Source organism: Rothia sp. HC945 (assembly GCF_051370785.1).
In the GTDB taxonomy this organism is placed as follows: domain Bacteria; phylum Actinomycetota; class Actinomycetes; order Actinomycetales; family Micrococcaceae; genus Rothia.
The window spans coordinates 86,401-102,574 of record NZ_JBFCSN010000003.1; the positions used below are offsets into that span (position 1 = coordinate 86,401).

Consider the following 16,174-nt stretch of genomic DNA (forward strand, 5'->3'; position numbering starts at 1 on the left):
CCCGACCGCTACGCTTCGCCCATCAGGGTCAGCACCACCAGCAGGACATTGAGCACCACGATCGCCACGGCCACGACGAGGGCAAGAACTCGGACCACCCACGGATTGGCCCACCGGCCCATCAGCCCACGGTCGGCCGTGTACCGGGCGAGCGGAATGATGGCGAAAGGAATGCCCAGCGACAGGACGACTTGGCTGATGACCAGGCTCCACGTGGGGTCCCACCCGATCCCCAGGACCAGGAGCGCAGGTATCAGGGTGACCGCACGGCGCACGAGCAAGGGGACCCGGATGCGCAGGAGACCCTTCATGATGGCCGAACCGGCATAGCAGCCGACCGACGTCGAGGCGAGCCCGGACGCGAGCAGTCCCACCGCGAAAACGAGCCCGACCGCGGGACCGAGATGCTCGGAGATGGCTGCGGCGGCCCCCTCGATGCTGTCGGTTCCCGCAACGCCAGGGAGGGACGCCGCCGCCATGAGCAACATGCCGATATTGACGGACCCGGCGATGATCAGCCCCAGGACCACATCCCAACGGGTCGCCGACAACAGGCGCGACGTCGTCGTTTCGGAGCGTGACTCGGGGCGCCCGTGCCGGTCCCGGACGAGCGCGGAGTGCAGGTAGATGGCGTGGGGCATGACGGTGGCACCGAGCATACTGGCTGCCAGGAGCACGGATTGGGAGTCCTGGAATCGAGGGATCAGCCCTTCGGAGGCCGCGCCCCAGTCCAAGGGGCTCACGACCAGCCCGGACATGAACCCGATGGTGATCACGACCAGCAGACCAACCACCAGCACCTCGAAGCGCCGTGGATTCCTGCCGTTCTGCACGGCCAGCAACACCATCGAGACGGCGCCGACCAGCACACCTCCCCAGAGCATCGGCATACCGAACAGGATGTGCAGGGCAATAGCCCCACCGACCACCTCGGCGAGATCGGTGGCCGCCGCGACGATCTCGGCCTGGGCCCAGAACAACAACCGCGGACCCCGACGCATGCGAGCCCCGAGGAGATCAGGGAGGCTCTCACCCGTCACGACGGCGAGCTTCGCCGAGAGGTACTGAACCAGAACCGCCATGAGGTTGGCCAGAACCGGCACCCAGACCAGGAGATATCCGTACTCCGCCCCGGCCGAGAGGTTCGAGGCGACGTTGCCGGGGTCCACGTAGGCAATCGATGCAACGAACGCAGGACCCAGCAGGGCGATCCACCGTTGGCGCGGAACACGTGGCCGCGAGGCGGAGGAATTCGAGGGCCGCGACACACCGCCCGATTCGGTTCCGGAGCCGGCGTGCACCGATTCGGCCTGCCTCTCGCTCATCGGTTCCCAGCCTCCTCAGATGGTTTTACGCCCTGCCTGACAGGAAGACTACGCCCGAGCGAAGTCGATCGCCACCCGATGAACGCGCCCCAAGGAGGGCGCCCTCAGGAATGAGCCGGCCAGCCCCGTGAATGCGCATCATCGTTCCGGAGAAGTCGATGCCGCGAGGGCGGTGCGGAACGATGACGAAACCTCGGATCAGCCCCGCCGCAGGGTCGAACGCACTCAGTCTCGAGCGAGCCCGAGGATCGCCGGGGCGACGTCGTCCGGCTCCAGGTGATGGTCCGCGAAAGCCAGGAGTTCGTGGTGGCCGATGCAGAAGCTGGCATCCGCATGGCGCAGGAGGTCGACGTCGTTCGCGTCGTTGCCGAACGCCGTATACCCGCCGCCGCAAAGTTGTAATTTCACGAGCGCCGCATGCTTGGAGATACCCGACGGGGCGATGTCGATGAGGCCCTCGGCCGGGTGATGCGTCACGGCCAGGCCGGCCGAACGAAGGCGTTCCTGCACGGACTCGTCCTCGGTGAACAGCACCACCTTGGAATAGGTGCCCATCTCGACCCGAGACACCGCGGACGCCAGGGCTCCGGCGTCGAGCTGTCGATAGATCCGATGATTCGCTTCGCCCGTGTAGGAGTAGTTCCACTCGCCATCGATCAGATAAGCGCATCCGGTCGCCTCGATCAGCCCGTCCACCAGGTCCCGCTCGGAGGGCGCGAAACCAACGACATCGATGCCCCCACCCCTTCGCTGCACAAAGGCACCGTTGCCACCGATGAGTGCCTCCTTGCGGAGATCCCGCGGCAGAACCGGGTAGAGATCACGGATCGGCCTGGCCGAAGCGAAGACCAGGGGCCGGACGGACCGCAACACGCGAAGGGCCTCGAGGATGTCCGCGGAGATAGTGCGCCCGTCGAAGCACAGGGTGCCGTCCACATCGAAGACTGCGGGTTCATTCATCACCTCACACCTTATAAGCAGGGACACCGCTCACGAGTGCCCGCGCCCGGCGCGCACGAATGCGGCCGGGAGAAGACTCTCCCGGCCGCATCCATGTCTGCGCGTGGCCGTAGCGCAATAGCCGTTGCCCTAGAACACGCCGGCGTTGGCCTTGCCGGTGTCAGTAGTCGTGTTCTGGCGCGAGTCCACGTTCTGGTCGTTGCCCGTGGTCTTGTCGTCATCCAGGCGGCCGACCTGCGTCACGGTCACGTAATTCTCCAGGCGGCCTTCCTTCGTCAGCCCGTCACCGAAGTCCAAATTGGCGATCAGCTGGTCCTGCCCCACCTCCACCGGGTTGGCCAGGGTGACCATGAAGGAGCGGGTTGATGTCTTCTCGTCGAAGCCGAGGTCCTGGGTGTAGGCCCCGTTGAACCAGCCCGGCGTGATGACCCGATCGACGCCCTGGGGGCCCTTCTCGGTTTTCACGTCGATGCGGAAGCTGATAGCCGGGAACTCCGAGTAGTAGCGTTCCGATCCGACGTTCTTGGCATGAACGGCAACCAGGCCGGCGTAGCCCTTGGCCTTCATACCGGAGACGGTGTACCCGACGCTCAGATCATGGGCCGGCGTCGCCGTCTCGTCCGCCTGCGCGGCACCCGCGCCGAACGTGGTGATTCCAAGGGCGAGAGCTGCTGCGACCGCCGTCGTGCGGCCGATGAGCTTGTTCTTCATGATTGTTCAGTCTCCGTTCCGTGAATCAGCGATGGTCTAGGAATCAGCCGGGTTGTTGTACAGCTTGACGTCGACCTCGTTCTTGACCGGAACGAAGGCATTCCAGGCCGTCGGGTTGGTCCAGGTACCGTCCGCGCCGCAGATCTGCTGCGTGCCGGACATGGTCACCGTGCGGAAACCGTACGTGGCCTCACCGGTGTATCCCGGGGGAACGTCGTAGGGGCCGACCGTCTGACCGACGTTCCAGGACAACTCGTAGGCGGCCTCGAAGCCGACCTTCTTCGAAATTTCGGTAGCGATACCGAACGTGCCGCCGTCCTTGGAACCGCTCGCGTTGATCGTCGTGCTATTGCCCTGCTCGCCGTTGACCTTGATGTTGATCGATTGGGACTTGGAGGTCTCCTGCGTCAACGGGATGTTCTTGTCCGTGTTGTTGGCCGTGGAGATGGTTCCGACCGGCGAGAAGTTGTCCTTGACCTCGTAGACCACGGTGCGACGGTCTTCGAGCGCGTTGCACACCGGGTGCGGGTTGAGGACGTTCGGTTTGATGTGGTCCGATCCGTGGTAGGTGTTCACGATCGGCAGGGTCGGGTTCAACTTGGGCGTTTCGGGATAGTGGTTCTCGATGGTCGTGGCGTTCGCGGGCATCGCGGCGAGACCGACCAGCAGCGCACTGCCGCCCAGAATTCCAGCCATCTTTCCTGTCAGCTTCATAGGTGCTCCTCGTTTGGACCTTGATCTGCGGATCCCGGCAACCAACACCGCACGCTGTGCGATGCACGAGCCCCATCCGTCAGGAATGAGGCCCTCCGGCCGGCATCTGACCGGAACGATACATAGCCAAGCGGCCTTTTTGTACTGCCTAGTACATATGCACTTTTCGAGCGCGCCGCAACCATTGGAAGCGGCATCGCGGGGATCCACACAGAAACCCACGCAAATGCATGTATTCCGCAACCACTCCACGAACCCCGCGCTCGAGGGCGGAGCAAAAGAGAGGAGCATCGGAACATCCGAGGACTCCGAAAATGGTTTGTACCGAGCAGTACACAACGACGGACAGAAATCCCGTCGATTCAAGATTTAACGTATGGGTTTGGTTTGCCTTACCCGGAGGTCATGAGAACCCCACGAACGCGGCCAGCGCAGGTCAACCACCCCATATTACGTTTTATGAAGCGGCGGTCTCAGCCGCGAAAAGTCCGACCGCGGACCGCCCCGGGACTCGACCGCATCGGAGTTCTCGATCACGCCCCGGATGAGGCCCACCCGTCGTACCCTCCGGAAAGGCTCCGAATATCGACGTCGGGCCTGGCCGCCGAGACTATTTCCATAGCCTTGCGGGACCGCGCGCCGGACTTGCAGTAGAAGACGGCCGGGCCCTCGGGGTCGAGCCGGGAGCCGAGCTCAACCCCGGAATCACGTTCGATCTCCCCCAGCGGAATGTTCTCGGCTCCGGCGATCGCTCCGAGTCGGCTCTCCCAGATTTCCCGCACGTCCACGAGCGTCACGTCCCTTCTTTCGGCCAGAAGCGTTCGGAGGCCGTCAGGTGTGATCTCATCCTCCGGCACCGTCGGTTCGGACCCGCCTTGCAGGGAACAAGCGGGGCCCACCACAGATTCGTCCAGGTCTGGGGCCACGGTCGTGACTCGAGGACGCCCCGGATCGGGTGCGAGCCGCAGCTCCTGGAAGGAGGCCGCGAGCGCGTCGTACACGAGCACGCGGCCCAGCAACGGCTCGCCGACGCCGGCGATGACCTTGATCGCTTCGGTGGCCATCAGAGTCCCGATCACACCGGGAAGGACCCCGATCACGCCCGCCTCGGCGCAGGAAGGTACCTCTCCTGGCCCGGGGGCCTCCGGAAAGAGGTCCCGGTAGGTGGGCCCATGCCCCGACCAGAAGACCCCGACCTGTCCCTCGAACCTCAGGATTGCCCCGTAAACCACGGGCTTGCCCACAATCTCGGCCGCATCGGAGACCACGTAACGGGTCAGAAAATTGTCCGATCCGTCGATGACCAGGTCGACCGATCGCACCAGGTCCAACGCGTTGTCCGACGATATGCGCACGCGATGCTCGACGACGTCGGCCTCCGGGTTCAGGCCCCGAACCACGCGCGCCGCGGATTCGGTCTTGTACCGTCCGATGGTGTCCTCCGAATGGATCACCTGCCGGTGGAGGTTCGAACGGTCCACGACGTCGTCGTCCACGATCTCGATGTGTCCGACACCCGCCGCTCCCAGATACTGGAGTATCGGGGAACCGAGACCGCCGGCACCGACCACCAGAACCCGCGAGTCGAGCAGCTTTCGCTGGGCCTCGGGTCCGAAACCGGCCAGACCGAGATGCCTCTGGAAACGTTCGAGCTGGGCGTCGCTCCAATCCTCGATGCCGCTCATATCCTTTCCTCCGCACGGACCCTGCCTTCGCGCGGGGACGAGGCGAGCGCCTCCGTCCGGCGCGGAATCCTGCCCGCCTCACGAGCCAGGTACCCGGCCTCGACGCCGCGACGCATGGCAAGACCCATCGACCGCGGATCGCGGGCCCTGGTCACGGCGGAAGCCACGAGCACGGCGTCGCACCCGAGCTCCATGGCCTGCGCGGCCTCGGAGGCCGTACCGATACCCGCGTCGACCACCACCGGGACCGTCGCGCGGGCCGCGATCAGTTCGATGTTGTACGGATTCAGGATTCCCAGTCCGGTCCCGATGGGCGAGCCCAGGGGCATGACCGCCGCGGCGCCGGCGTTCTCGAGCCGGATCGCGACACCGGGATCGTCGGTCGTGTAGACCATGGGCGTGAAGCCCTGCTCCGCGAGCGTCTCGGTCACTCGCAGTGTCTCGACCACATCCGGGAGCAGCGTGTCCTCGTCGGCGACGACCTCGACCTTGACCAGATTCGTTTCGAGGGCCTCCCTCGCCAGGTTCGCGGTGAGCACGGCGTCCCGCGCGGTGTAACACCCGGCGGTGTTGGGCAGGACATCGATGCCGAGCCTCTCGAGGAGCGCAAAAACACTGGTCTTGGTCGACGGATCGTAGCGGCGTACGGCCACCGTGGTCAGGGTCGTCCCGGAAGCAACCAACGCCTTCTCGAGTGACGCGAGGTCGGTCGCACCGCCGGTGCCCATGATGAGTCGGCTCGTGAGCTCGTAATCCCCCACCCGGACCGGAGACAAATCCGTCGCGGTCCCGGCGTCCGATGCCATGGTCTGTGTTGACTGTTCCATGCGAATTCTTCCTTATCCTCCTTGGACGGCGGTGACCAGGTCGATCTCGGTTCCGTCGTCGACCACTCGTTCTTGCCACGCGGTGCGGGGCACGACCTGGCCGTCGATGGACACCGCAACACCGAGGCGTCCGCCGTCGGTCGGACGACCGTCCGGCTCCAGGTCGCGGTCCAGAACCTTGCCGACCACATCCACCAGCGTTGCCCGATCGTGCACGCTGATCTGCCGTTCGTTGACTTTCACGGATTTCATGCGGGTATTCCTCCTGCAAGGCGCTCGCGCGCCGGTCCTGCCCGCTCGCCGAAGCGAGTGGGGTCCATGGTCTCGAGAAGCTGGGCGTCGTCTTCGCCCAATGGTTCGTGGGTCAGAAGGGCCGCCCCCAGACGCGCGCCGAGGGGTGAGAGGAGAATTCCGTGGCGCGAATACCCGGTCGAGACCACGACGCCGGGGGCGTTCGGGACACAACCCAGATACGGGATGTCGTCGGGTGTGCCGGGGCGCGCTCGAGCCATGGTCTCCACGAGCTCCATATCTCTCACCCCCGGAGCCACGGTCACGGCGTCCTCCAGCAGCTCCTGCACGCACCCGGCGTTGACTCCGGACAGGCCGTCCTCTCGAACGCTGGCGCCGACCACCAGGCCGCCATCCGCACGGGGCACGAGGTAGACCTGGCGGCCGAGGACCGTGGCCCGAACGGTCGCATTGACCAGGTGCCTCTCCCCCGGCGCAAGGTATCCCTCACGAAGCCGGAGCCTGAGGACGTCCCCGTGGACCGCTCTCAGGTCCAGCGGAAGCCCCTCCGTCACGCCTTCGAGGCTTCGATATCCCAAGCCGCAGGCGACGAGAACCCGGTCGACCCGGTGCGCCCGGCCCTCGGCCGTCGTGAGATCGTGCGATATCCGGTCCCCGTGGGACTCGTCGATCCGGACAACGGTCTCCTCGCAGACTGCTGCGGCGGGGCCGACGCCGGGAAAGTCGCGAGGGTCGAGTTCCCCGGACAGCGCATCCTTGAGCGCTCCGAGAAGGAGACGGGGGTCTATCTGGTGATCGCTCGGAACTTCGAATCCCCCCGACAATCGGGGGTTGAGACCGGGTTCCGCCTCGCGCAACTGCTGTTGCGAGATCGGCCTCGTGTGCATCCCGTGCTCTGCGTGGACCCGTGCGTGGTCGGCCACCCGAGTCAGATCCGCCCGGTCCCCGGCCACCAAGAGCGTTCCGTTCTCGAGGTAACCGTGCGGTCGATCCGTGGCCCGAGCAAGGCGAGCAATGTGCTCCGGATACTCGCGGAGCGCGGCGAGCATCAGGGGGTACAGCCTGTCCTGTCCGAATTGGACCTCGCTGATGGGCGCGAGCATTCCCGCCGCGGCGCGCGTTGCCCCATGGCCGGGGTCCGGGTCGAAAATCGTCACGCGATGCCCGCGCAACCGCAGTTGCCAGGCGGTCTGCAGGCCGACGACGCCGGCACCGACAACACCGATATGCATCGGTTGATCCTCCTCACGGCGGCATGATCCGCATCGAGTCCTGATGGTCGGCGGTATTGCCCTCTCAGTCCGGCCGTCCCGGACTCCCATGTGCCTCAAGTCTAGGCACACTCGACCGGGGGTGCACACCGCCGGTCCGCCCGAGTTCGGGACCGTGGTTGCGGGGTGGGTTAATGTGGCTTCCGTGACGACCTTCAAGAATTCACCCCGCCGGGGCCCACTGACGTCTGCGGATTCCCCTTCGTTGTCCGCGACCCGGGCCACCCGACTCGAACGGCTCCGCAGCGCCCGCCTCTACCTCTGCTGCGACCTGCAGAAGTTCCTGGCCACGGCTCCCGGGCAGGATAGCGTCGAACGGCTGGATGCCGACCGGCTCGAACTGTTCTTCCGGTCGGCGTTCCGTGGCGGCGTCGACATCATCCAAGTCCGGGACAAGAAAGTCTCGATCCGCACCGAGTTGGAGGCCCTCCGCCTGCTGGTTCGCGTCGCGGGGCAAGAGGGCGGGCTCTCCGCGGCCAACGACCGCGCGGATGCGGCCCTCCTCGCGCGGGTCGACGTCTTCCACGTGGGCCAGACCGACCTGACCACGCACCAAGCCCGGGCAGTGCTCGGGGACGACGTCCTCCTGGGCCGCTCGTGTCACACCCGCTCGCAGGTGCTCGCGGCCTCCGAGGACCCGGGAACGGACTACTACTGCACGGGTCCGGTGTGGGAGACACCGACCAAACCGGGCCGGCCCGCCGTCGGACTGGACCTCCCCGCATTCGCGGCGGACCTCGATCCCGTCTGCGACACGTCCTCGACGCCGTTCTTCGCGATCGGCGGTATTGACGAGGAAACCGTCTCCCAGGTCAAGGCCGCGGGTGCAGGAAGGATCGTCGTCGTGCGCGCCATTGCCGATGCCCCAGCCCCGGAGAACGCCGCACGTCGGCTCGCGGACGCGCTTGGGGCGGAGTAAAAACCCGAAACATTCCGCCGATGTCGAAAAGGTCTGGACGCGCCGCCGCACATTGGTTTTGCTGTATACATGAGTACTTTTGCTGTGACCAATCCGAACACCGGCGAAGTCGAGCAGACTTTCGATTCCCTCACCCCCGAGGAGATCGCCGAAGTCATCGATACCGCCGACCGTGCCTTCCAGGACTGGAAGGAAACCCCCGTCAGCAAGCGCGGCGAGGTACTGAAGGCCTTCGCCGATCTGGTCGAGGGCAAGGCAAGCGAACTGGCCGATCTCATCGGCAAGGAAATGGGCAAGCCCAAGAAGCAGGGCGAAGCCGAGGTCAAGAAGGTGGCCTTCACGGCCCGCTGGTTCGCCGAGAATTCGGAGAAGTTCCTGGAGGACACCCAGCTTCCCGACGCACAGGGCGCGGACCAGACCTACGTCAAGCACGATCCGCTGGGCGTACTGCTCGGAATCATGCCCTGGAACTTCCCCTACAACCAGATCGCCCGTTTCGCACTGCCGAACATCATGGTCGGCAACGCCATTCTCATGAAGCAGGCCGCTATCTGCCCGACCTCGTCCCAGGCCTTCCAGGACCTCCTGGAGGAAGCCGGGCTGCCGAAGGGCGTCTACACCAACGTGTACCTCAACAGCAGCGACGCCGAAGAGGTCCTGAAGGATTTCCGAGTCAAGGGCTTCTCCCTGACCGGCTCGGAAGAGGCCGGCTCGTCGGTCGCCAAGATCGCCGCGAAGTACTTCAAGCGGTCGGTTCTGGAGCTCGGCGGCAATGATCCGTTCGTGGTCCTGGACACCGACGACGTCAAGGGACTCGCCCAGAAGGCCGTGACTCTGCGGACGGCGAATGCGGGTCAGGTCTGCACCTCCCCCAAGCGCCTGATCGTCGTCGAGGAGTACTACGACGACTTCGTCGCCGCAGCCAAGGAAGCCGTGGAGAACGTGACCGTCGGCGCCTACGACGACCCCGCGACCGACATGGGACCGCTCTCCTCCGAGGGCGCCCGAGACGAGGTCGTGGAGCGGATCCAGAAGGCCTCCGAAGAGGGCGCCACCCTGCACACGGGTGGCGAGAAGTTGGACCGCCCCGGCTGGTTCATGTCGCCGGCACTGCTGACCGACATCGACCCGAAGTCGGATCTCGGGTGCAACGAGCTCTTCGGGCCGGCCGTCATGGTCTACAAGGCCAAGGATGAAGAGGACGCCCTCCGGATCGCCAATGACACGCAGTACGGCCTGATGGCTTCGGTGTGGACCACCGACGCGGAGAAGGGCAGGAAGTTCGCCGAGCGGATCAACGCGGGCATGACCTTCGTGAACACTCACATGGACTCCAGCCCTGAGTTCCCCTTCGGCGGGATCAACCGTTCGGGCTATGGTCGCGAGAACGCCCAGTGGGCACTCCAGCAGTTCACCAATGAGCGGACCGTCCGTGTGAACAACCAGCAGCTCTAGTCTGCTTTCCGTGTCGGAGGCACCACCGCTCACCAGGTCCGCCTCCAACGGATAACGAGGGGTCGGGCACCGATACCGGGAAAATCCCCGGTCGGCGCCCGGCCCCTTGTTGCATCCGGTCACTTCCAACCGTCACCGGTCCATCAGTCGACGTCCGCCTCGGGGCCTCCGCGACGATGACGCGGTGCAGGGTGGTTCCCCGTGGCGAGCTCGGACTCGCCACCGACCCGACGCGCATCGGTCTCATCGGGATCATCGTTGATGCGGTTGTGGCGGAAGTGCCCCAAGGCGGTCAGCGCCACCCCGGCCGCGACCCACACCATGAGGGTCCACCACTGCTGGGCCGTCGGGGCATCGGGGAAGTAGCTCAGGGACCTCAGGAGCGTGTTGGACGCGCCGGGCACCAGATACTGTCCGATCCTTCCCCAAGGCTCAACCATGAATTGCCACGGGGCCTGCGCCCCGGACAGCGGATTGCCCAGGAGCATGGTCACGACGGCGCCGATACCGATACCGGGCGCCCCGAGAATCGCCGTGCACCCCAGGATGAAGGTTGCCGTCGCCATGGCCGAGAGCCCGAAGGCCAACCACACGAGCCCGAAGTTGCCCTGCACGAAACCGAACCACGTGTGGAGGATCAGGGTCAGGCTGAGGCCGCAGGCCGCACCATAGGCCACGGCCGCGATCAGCCGCCGCCACACTCCCTTGACCAAGAATGTGATCAACACGCCGCCGAGCATGCCACCGAGCACCAGCGGGAAGGCCGCCGCGGCCAGCCCAGACCCGTTGGAATCGTCGTCCGAAAGGGGCACGACCTCGGTCTCGGCCACCTTGGTATCGGCGGCCTTCTCCTGCATGGCCAGGGCCTTCTGCGCCTGCTCGGGTTTCAGCTGACCGCCCGAGGCGGCCTTCATCTGCTCGACCTGGCCGGTGATCTGGCCCTTGGTCTGCTGCGTGAGTTGATCGGCGATGCCGCTCATGACCTGCGTGGCGGCCGAATTCGACGCCGGTGCGGTCAGAACCTCCGGGGCCCCTGGCTGCTCGGCCAGGATCACGGCGCCGTAGGTCTCGCGGTGCTTGATCTGGTTGACGGCGTCATCGCGACTGTCGGCAGACACGAAGTCGAAGGTGTCCCCCGACTTTTCGCTGATCTTGTCCTCGAACTGGTCCACGGTCTTCTGCGGACCAGCGACACTGACCGGCATGTTGTGTGCCTCGGAGGTCTTGGTCGGCCAGGTGAAGGCCAGGACGAAGACCGTCACGATCAGCGCCGCGAGCACCGAAACCCCAAAAACCTTGCCGAGGTGGCTTCCGACGTGCTCTTTCGCGGTGGTGGTTGCGGATTCGGCGCCCGTGCGCCGCGAATCCTGAACGCTCATAGCGGCTCCTAAACAGAATGATCCTTCTAGTTGCGTTCACAATAACAGAACAGGTATTCTTTTTCCATGCCGAGGTTGTCAGAGTCATCAAAGATCGAGCGGCGTGAGCGCATCATCGCCGCAGCGCGCCGTTGCTTCCTGAACAAGGGCTTCTCCAACACCTCCATGGCTGACATCGTCGCGGAGTCCGGGATGTCCCCCGGGTCGATCTATTCCCACTTCGATGGCAAGGCATCCATCATGCGCGGCACCGCGGAGCACATTTTCGGCGCGACCCTCAAGGATCTGACCGATATGGAGACTGAAACGGGGGACCCACTGGCCCTCTCGGAGGTCGCCCGGTTGCTGATCGAAACCTTGTTCTCGATCGACTTCGGTCCGCTGCTCCTCCAGTTCGTCGCGGAATCTACCGTGAACTCTGAGGTCCACGAGGTCGCCCAGGAAAACATCCGCCGGGGCCGCACACTGCTTGCGGGAGTACTCGAACCCTGGTCGGAGATGAAGGTCAGTCAGGGTGCCGACCCGGACGACGTCGTCGCCGACCCCTCCCGACTGGCGAACGTCCTCATGCTCCTGTTCCACGGCCTTCTGATCCGCACCGCCGTGGACACGGATGCAGATCGGGATCAGCTCATTGAGGACGCGCTGAAATTGATCCCGTAGGACCGTTTCGGGCGGTAAGGCCCGGCCGGTCCGCATCGATGCGAACCGGCCGGGCCCGTGAAACAACCGTCAGACCGTCACGGCCGCGCGCAGACGCCGAGCGGACTCGACGAGTCGAGCCAGGGCCGCGGTGGTCTCCTCGTATCCGCGGGTCTTGAGACCGCAGTCGGGATTCGCCCAGAGACGGTCGCGAGGGATCGCTCGGGACGCCGCGGAGAGCAGGTCCTCGATTTCCCCGACCGTGGGCACACGAGGTGAGTGAATGTCCCACACCCCCGGTCCGATGCCTCGCTCGAATCCGATATCCGCGAGCGGGTCCAGCAACTCCATCCGCGAGCGCGCCGCCTCGACGCTCGTGACATCGGCATCCAATGCGTCGATGGCGGACAGCACCTCGCCGAACTCCGAATAGCACAGATGGGTGTGGATCTGGGTTTCGGCCCGAACCCCAGACGTCGCGATCCGGAAGGACCGGACCGACCAGTCAAGATAGTCCGGCCTGTCCCGTTCCCTGAGCGGGAGCAGCTCACGCAGGGCGGGTTCATCCACCTGGACGACGCCGATACCGGCTCTCTCGAGGTCCTCCACCTCGTCCCGGAGAGCGAGGGCGACCTGCTGGGCCGTGTCCGCGAGCGGTTGGTCCTCACGGACGAACGACCAGGCCAGGATCGTCACCGGGCCGGTCAGCATGCCCTTGACCGGCTTGGTGGTCAGCGATTGGGCGTAGCTGATCCACGGAACGGTGATGGCCTCTCCCCTGACGCCGGGTCCTTCGCGGCTGACGTCCCCCCACAGGATCGATGGCCGGGTGCACCTGGACCCGTAGGACTGGACCCAGCCGTACCGGGTCACGTCGAATCCGTCGAGGTTCTCCGCGAAGTACTGGACCATATCGTTGCGTTCCGGTTCGCCGTGGACCAGAACGTCCAGCCCGAGGTCCTCCTGGAGAGAAATGACCGACCGGATCTCCTGCTTGAGCCTTTCGACGTATTCCGCCTCGCCGAGGCGGCCTGCCCTGTAGTCTGCGCGCACCGACCTGATGTCTGCGGTCTGGGGGAAAGACCCGATCGTCGTCGTCGGGACATCGGGCAGGTTCGCTGCGATGCCGTCGGAGGCCTGCTTCCGTTGGCGCTCTACCGCGGTCTCCCGATGGCAGTCGGCCTCGGTCAGACCCGAGACCCTCTCGCGCACATCGGCATCGCGCGTGCCCCGGGCCTCGGCGCGGTGCCGAATGGCCTCATCGGACGCTTCGAGGTGATCGGCGATCGCCTCGGATCCTTCGGCCAGCCCCTTGGCCAGGATCACGGTCTCGCCGACCTTTTGGTCTGCGAACGCGAGCCACCGGAGCGGCTGATCGTTGAGCCGGTCCTCCCGGGAGGCGTCGTGCGGGACGTGGATGAGCGACGTCGACGTGCTCACCGACACTCTCGCCCCCGCCTCGTGCAGCTCCTCGAGCAGTGCGAGCGTTCTGCGCAAGTCGGTGCGCCAGATGTTCTGTCCGTTGACGACGCCGGCCACCAGAACCGGGGCATCCGCGGAAGTGAACAGCGCGAGCTGATCCGCGCTCGGTTCGCGGAGCCGTCCCCCGTCCGGGCCGGAGACCAGGTCCACGTGCACGGCATCGACCCCCGCGTCGACCAGCGGCTCCAGGAGATCCTCTGCGTCTCCGTAGGGGGTCGCGACGAGGATCGACGGGTCGTTGGGCGTCCGTGCGGCCGTCAGGTGCCGATACGCGTCACGGATGCGACCAGCCAGGTCGGACCGGTGATGCTCGGTCACGAGTGCGGGCTCCTCGATCTGAATCCACTGCGCTCCTTCGGCCGACAACTGGTCGATCAGCCGTCGATAGACCTCGACGAGATCATCGAGCCGGTCCAGAGGGTCGAAGCCTTCGGGGGCGGCGTCATCTGCCTTCGACAGCAGGAGGAAGGAGACCGGCCCCAGAAGCGCGGGTCGCAGTGGGGTATCGGAATCTCCGTTGCCGGCACGGAACTGCCCGATGAGTTCCCGCGGATCCGCGGCGAACGGGGTCTGTGGTCCGATCTCGGGAACCAGGTAGTGGTAATTGGTGTTGAACCACTTGGTCATTTCCAAAGGCCCCCGGGCCTCGTCGCCTCGGGCCAGAACGAAGGATGCGTCCCGGTCCAAACGTCCGTCCTCATCGGCGAGGTCTGCGAAACGCGTGGGCACTGCACCCGTCGCCAGGATGGCGTCGAGAACCTGATCGTAGAGGGCGAACGAGGCCGGTATCGACGAGTCCTGAGTGAGGCCGAGATCCGCGAGCCGACGCACATCCCGCGCACGCAGGGCGTCGACGGAATCGGTCAGCTCACGGGATCCGCTGCCGGAAGCCCAGTAGGATTCGAGGGCCTTCTTGAGCTCCCGGTCGCGCCCGATCCTGGGGTAACCCAAGATGCTCGCTCCAGGGAAAGGACGGCCACGGGTGGCCGACGGGCTCTCGTCGGTGATGGGGTTCGGGGCGTTGGTTTCGGTCACGGTGATCTCCTCACGTTGTTTTCTGTCGACGGACGGGTGTTTCAATGGCGTACCCCGACGCAGACCGAGTCGGTCCACGAGCTCGAGTGCTGCCGGGTGCTCGTTGAAGGTGTAGATGTGCAGGCCGGGCGCCCCGGCGTCGAGGGCCCGACGGGCGAATTCCTCGGCCGAGTCCACCCCCACGGCCAGGCGTTCGGCGAACGACCCGGCCGATTCGAGGCGGGAGGCGAGCTCCCGGTTGGGCTCGATGCCCGCCAGATCGCACACACGCAGGTACCTGCGCAGGCTGGTCACGGGCAGGATGCCGGGGATGAGCGGCAGGTCGACGTCGTTGGCGCGGGCCCGGCCGACCAGCCCGGCGTAGTCTTCCGGATCGGGGTAGACCTGGGTGATGGCGAAGTCCGCTCCTGCCCTCTGCTTCGCGAGCAGAACTTCGGTGTCGTGGTGGATGCTCGAGGATTCCGGGTGCCGAACCGGGTACGCCGCGACCCCGACCGCGAGGCGCCCCGCACACAATTTGGCCGATCCTCTGGCCTCGACGCGGCGGATGAGCTCGACGAGATGTCGGGCGAAGGGCAATTCGCCCTCGCGGAGCGAGTAGCCTTCGGGCCTGTCTCCGCGCAGGGCCAGGAGCCCCCGGACCCCGAGAGCGATGATCTCCTCGACCAGATCCTCGAGTTCGGCGGCGTTCTGCCCGGTCGAGAGGATATGGGCCAACGGCTTCAGATCGGTCTCGTCCACGAGGTGGCGCAGGAGGTCGATGCTCTGCCGTCTCCTGTCCCCTGCCAAGGCGGCCGTCACCGACACATAGTCGGGGCGCGTGGGCTCGAGTTCGGCGATGGTGGCCCTCAGGGCCTCCGCACTCAGGCTGCTGTGCGGCGGATAGAGCTCGAAGGACAGTGCTGGTCCGTCTTCACGTTTCACGCCGGGTCTCCTTTCGGTACACCCGACGGAGGCGGCGTCAGTCGATACGCGGGCCCCACGACCGAAAGCACGGGATCGGCCGGGGAATGCGCCCGGCGTCGTCGAAGGACTACCGATACACTCCATCGGACCTGGCGGGAGCACCGTGCCTCGGAACCGTTGGGGTGCACGAGGCGGTTGCTGCGGCGTCGTCGAGCCAGGTCTCTCGGCCGCTCTGGATAGATACGCAAGTATTCAAACCCGGTCTCCTGAGCGGCCGCAAGGATGAGGTGTCTTTGACGCCACGTGTCGCGTCATTGAGCACAACGACGGGCCGAAGAAATACCGGTGTCATATAAGGACGACCCACGTTTTTATGACTCAGGCACGTAAGGTTCCACGTTTTTCTCGCGCGGGAGCGACACTCCGTGAGGCTTCCGATGTCGGCGAATCGCCGTACGTCGTCGGGAACGAAACCAATTCGCGACCGAATCGTGACCATTTGTTGATTTATTTCCCGGGCTGGGCGTGAAAATCATAAATAGGCGATTTCGCATATGCGCGTTCCGGCCTGGATTCATTGTGGGTCGGTACTCCCTCATGTTTTGATGGGA

The 16,174-nt window shown here is 65.4% G+C and carries 13 protein-coding genes and 1 riboswitch; of the genes, 3 read left to right on the plus strand and 10 right to left on the minus strand.

The genetic code is table 11. The annotated features are described in order from the left end of the window. Positions 1–8: 8 nt before the first annotated feature. The 8 genes from AB0Y14_RS10410 to thiO form a co-directional block, all read right to left on the minus strand. Complete coding sequence (locus tag AB0Y14_RS10410) at positions 9–1,325, minus strand: Nramp family divalent metal transporter (RefSeq protein WP_436589194.1); 1,317 nt, start codon at positions 1,323–1,325, stop codon at positions 9–11. 225 nt (positions 1,326–1,550) lie between these two features. Continuing rightward, positions 1,551–2,285, minus strand: coding sequence for an HAD hydrolase family protein (locus tag AB0Y14_RS10415; RefSeq protein WP_436589195.1), 735 nt, complete (start codon positions 2,283–2,285; stop codon positions 1,551–1,553). A 129-nt stretch (positions 2,286–2,414) separates the two neighbouring features. Further along, positions 2,415–2,996, minus strand: coding sequence for a hypothetical protein (locus tag AB0Y14_RS10420; protein WP_436589196.1), 582 nt, complete (start codon positions 2,994–2,996; stop codon positions 2,415–2,417). A 36-nt stretch (positions 2,997–3,032) separates the two neighbouring features. Then, entirely contained in the window at positions 3,033–3,710 is a 678-nt protein-coding gene (locus tag AB0Y14_RS10425) for a hypothetical protein (protein ID WP_436589197.1), read from the minus strand. Between the two features lie 533 nt (positions 3,711–4,243). Next, on the minus strand, positions 4,244–5,395 hold the full coding sequence (gene moeB / locus AB0Y14_RS10430; RefSeq protein WP_436589198.1) for a molybdopterin-synthase adenylyltransferase MoeB: 1,152 nt from the start codon (positions 5,393–5,395) through the stop codon (positions 4,244–4,246). Next, positions 5,392–6,222: a thiazole synthase gene (locus AB0Y14_RS10435; RefSeq protein ID WP_436589199.1), complete on the minus strand. Its 831-nt coding sequence runs from the start codon at positions 6,220–6,222 to the stop codon at positions 5,392–5,394. Before AB0Y14_RS10435 ends, moeB begins: the two co-directional genes overlap by 4 nt. Positions 6,223–6,234: 12 nt before the next feature. Then, on the minus strand, positions 6,235–6,474 hold the full coding sequence (gene thiS / locus AB0Y14_RS10440) for a sulfur carrier protein ThiS (protein WP_436589200.1): 240 nt from the start codon (positions 6,472–6,474) through the stop codon (positions 6,235–6,237). Further along, a complete protein-coding gene (thiO, locus tag AB0Y14_RS10445) occupies positions 6,471–7,706 on the minus strand; it encodes a glycine oxidase ThiO (RefSeq protein WP_436589201.1) in 1,236 nt (411 codons plus the stop codon). Before thiO ends, thiS begins: the two co-directional genes overlap by 4 nt. 175 nt (positions 7,707–7,881) lie before the next feature. On the opposite strand from thiO, the gene AB0Y14_RS10450 reads away from it, so the two are divergent. Next, entirely contained in the window at positions 7,882–8,664 is a 783-nt protein-coding gene (locus AB0Y14_RS10450; protein WP_436589202.1) for a thiamine phosphate synthase, read from the plus strand. Positions 8,665–8,733: 69 nt separating this feature from the next. Then, positions 8,734–10,119, plus strand: coding sequence for an NAD-dependent succinate-semialdehyde dehydrogenase (locus tag AB0Y14_RS10455; RefSeq protein ID WP_436589203.1), 1,386 nt, complete (start codon positions 8,734–8,736; stop codon positions 10,117–10,119). A 143-nt stretch (positions 10,120–10,262) separates the two neighbouring features. On the opposite strand, the gene AB0Y14_RS10460 is transcribed toward AB0Y14_RS10455, so the two are convergent. Then, complete coding sequence (locus AB0Y14_RS10460; protein WP_436589204.1) at positions 10,263–11,498, minus strand: ABC transporter permease; 1,236 nt, start codon at positions 11,496–11,498, stop codon at positions 10,263–10,265. A gap of 66 nt (positions 11,499–11,564) precedes the next feature. On the opposite strand from AB0Y14_RS10460, the gene AB0Y14_RS10465 reads away from it, so the two are divergent. Beyond that, positions 11,565–12,161 carry a TetR/AcrR family transcriptional regulator gene (locus AB0Y14_RS10465; protein WP_436589205.1) on the plus strand — a complete coding sequence of 199 codons (597 nt, stop codon included), beginning with the start codon at positions 11,565–11,567 and terminating at the stop codon, positions 12,159–12,161. A 69-nt stretch (positions 12,162–12,230) separates the two neighbouring features. On the opposite strand, the gene metE is transcribed toward AB0Y14_RS10465, so the two are convergent. Further along, positions 12,231–15,581: a 5-methyltetrahydropteroyltriglutamate--homocysteine S-methyltransferase gene (gene metE / locus AB0Y14_RS10470; protein WP_436589206.1), complete on the minus strand. Its 3,351-nt coding sequence runs from the start codon at positions 15,579–15,581 to the stop codon at positions 12,231–12,233. 119 nt (positions 15,582–15,700) lie between these two features. Continuing rightward, positions 15,701–15,806, minus strand: a riboswitch (SAM riboswitch). Positions 15,807–16,174: the final 368 nt, after the last annotated feature.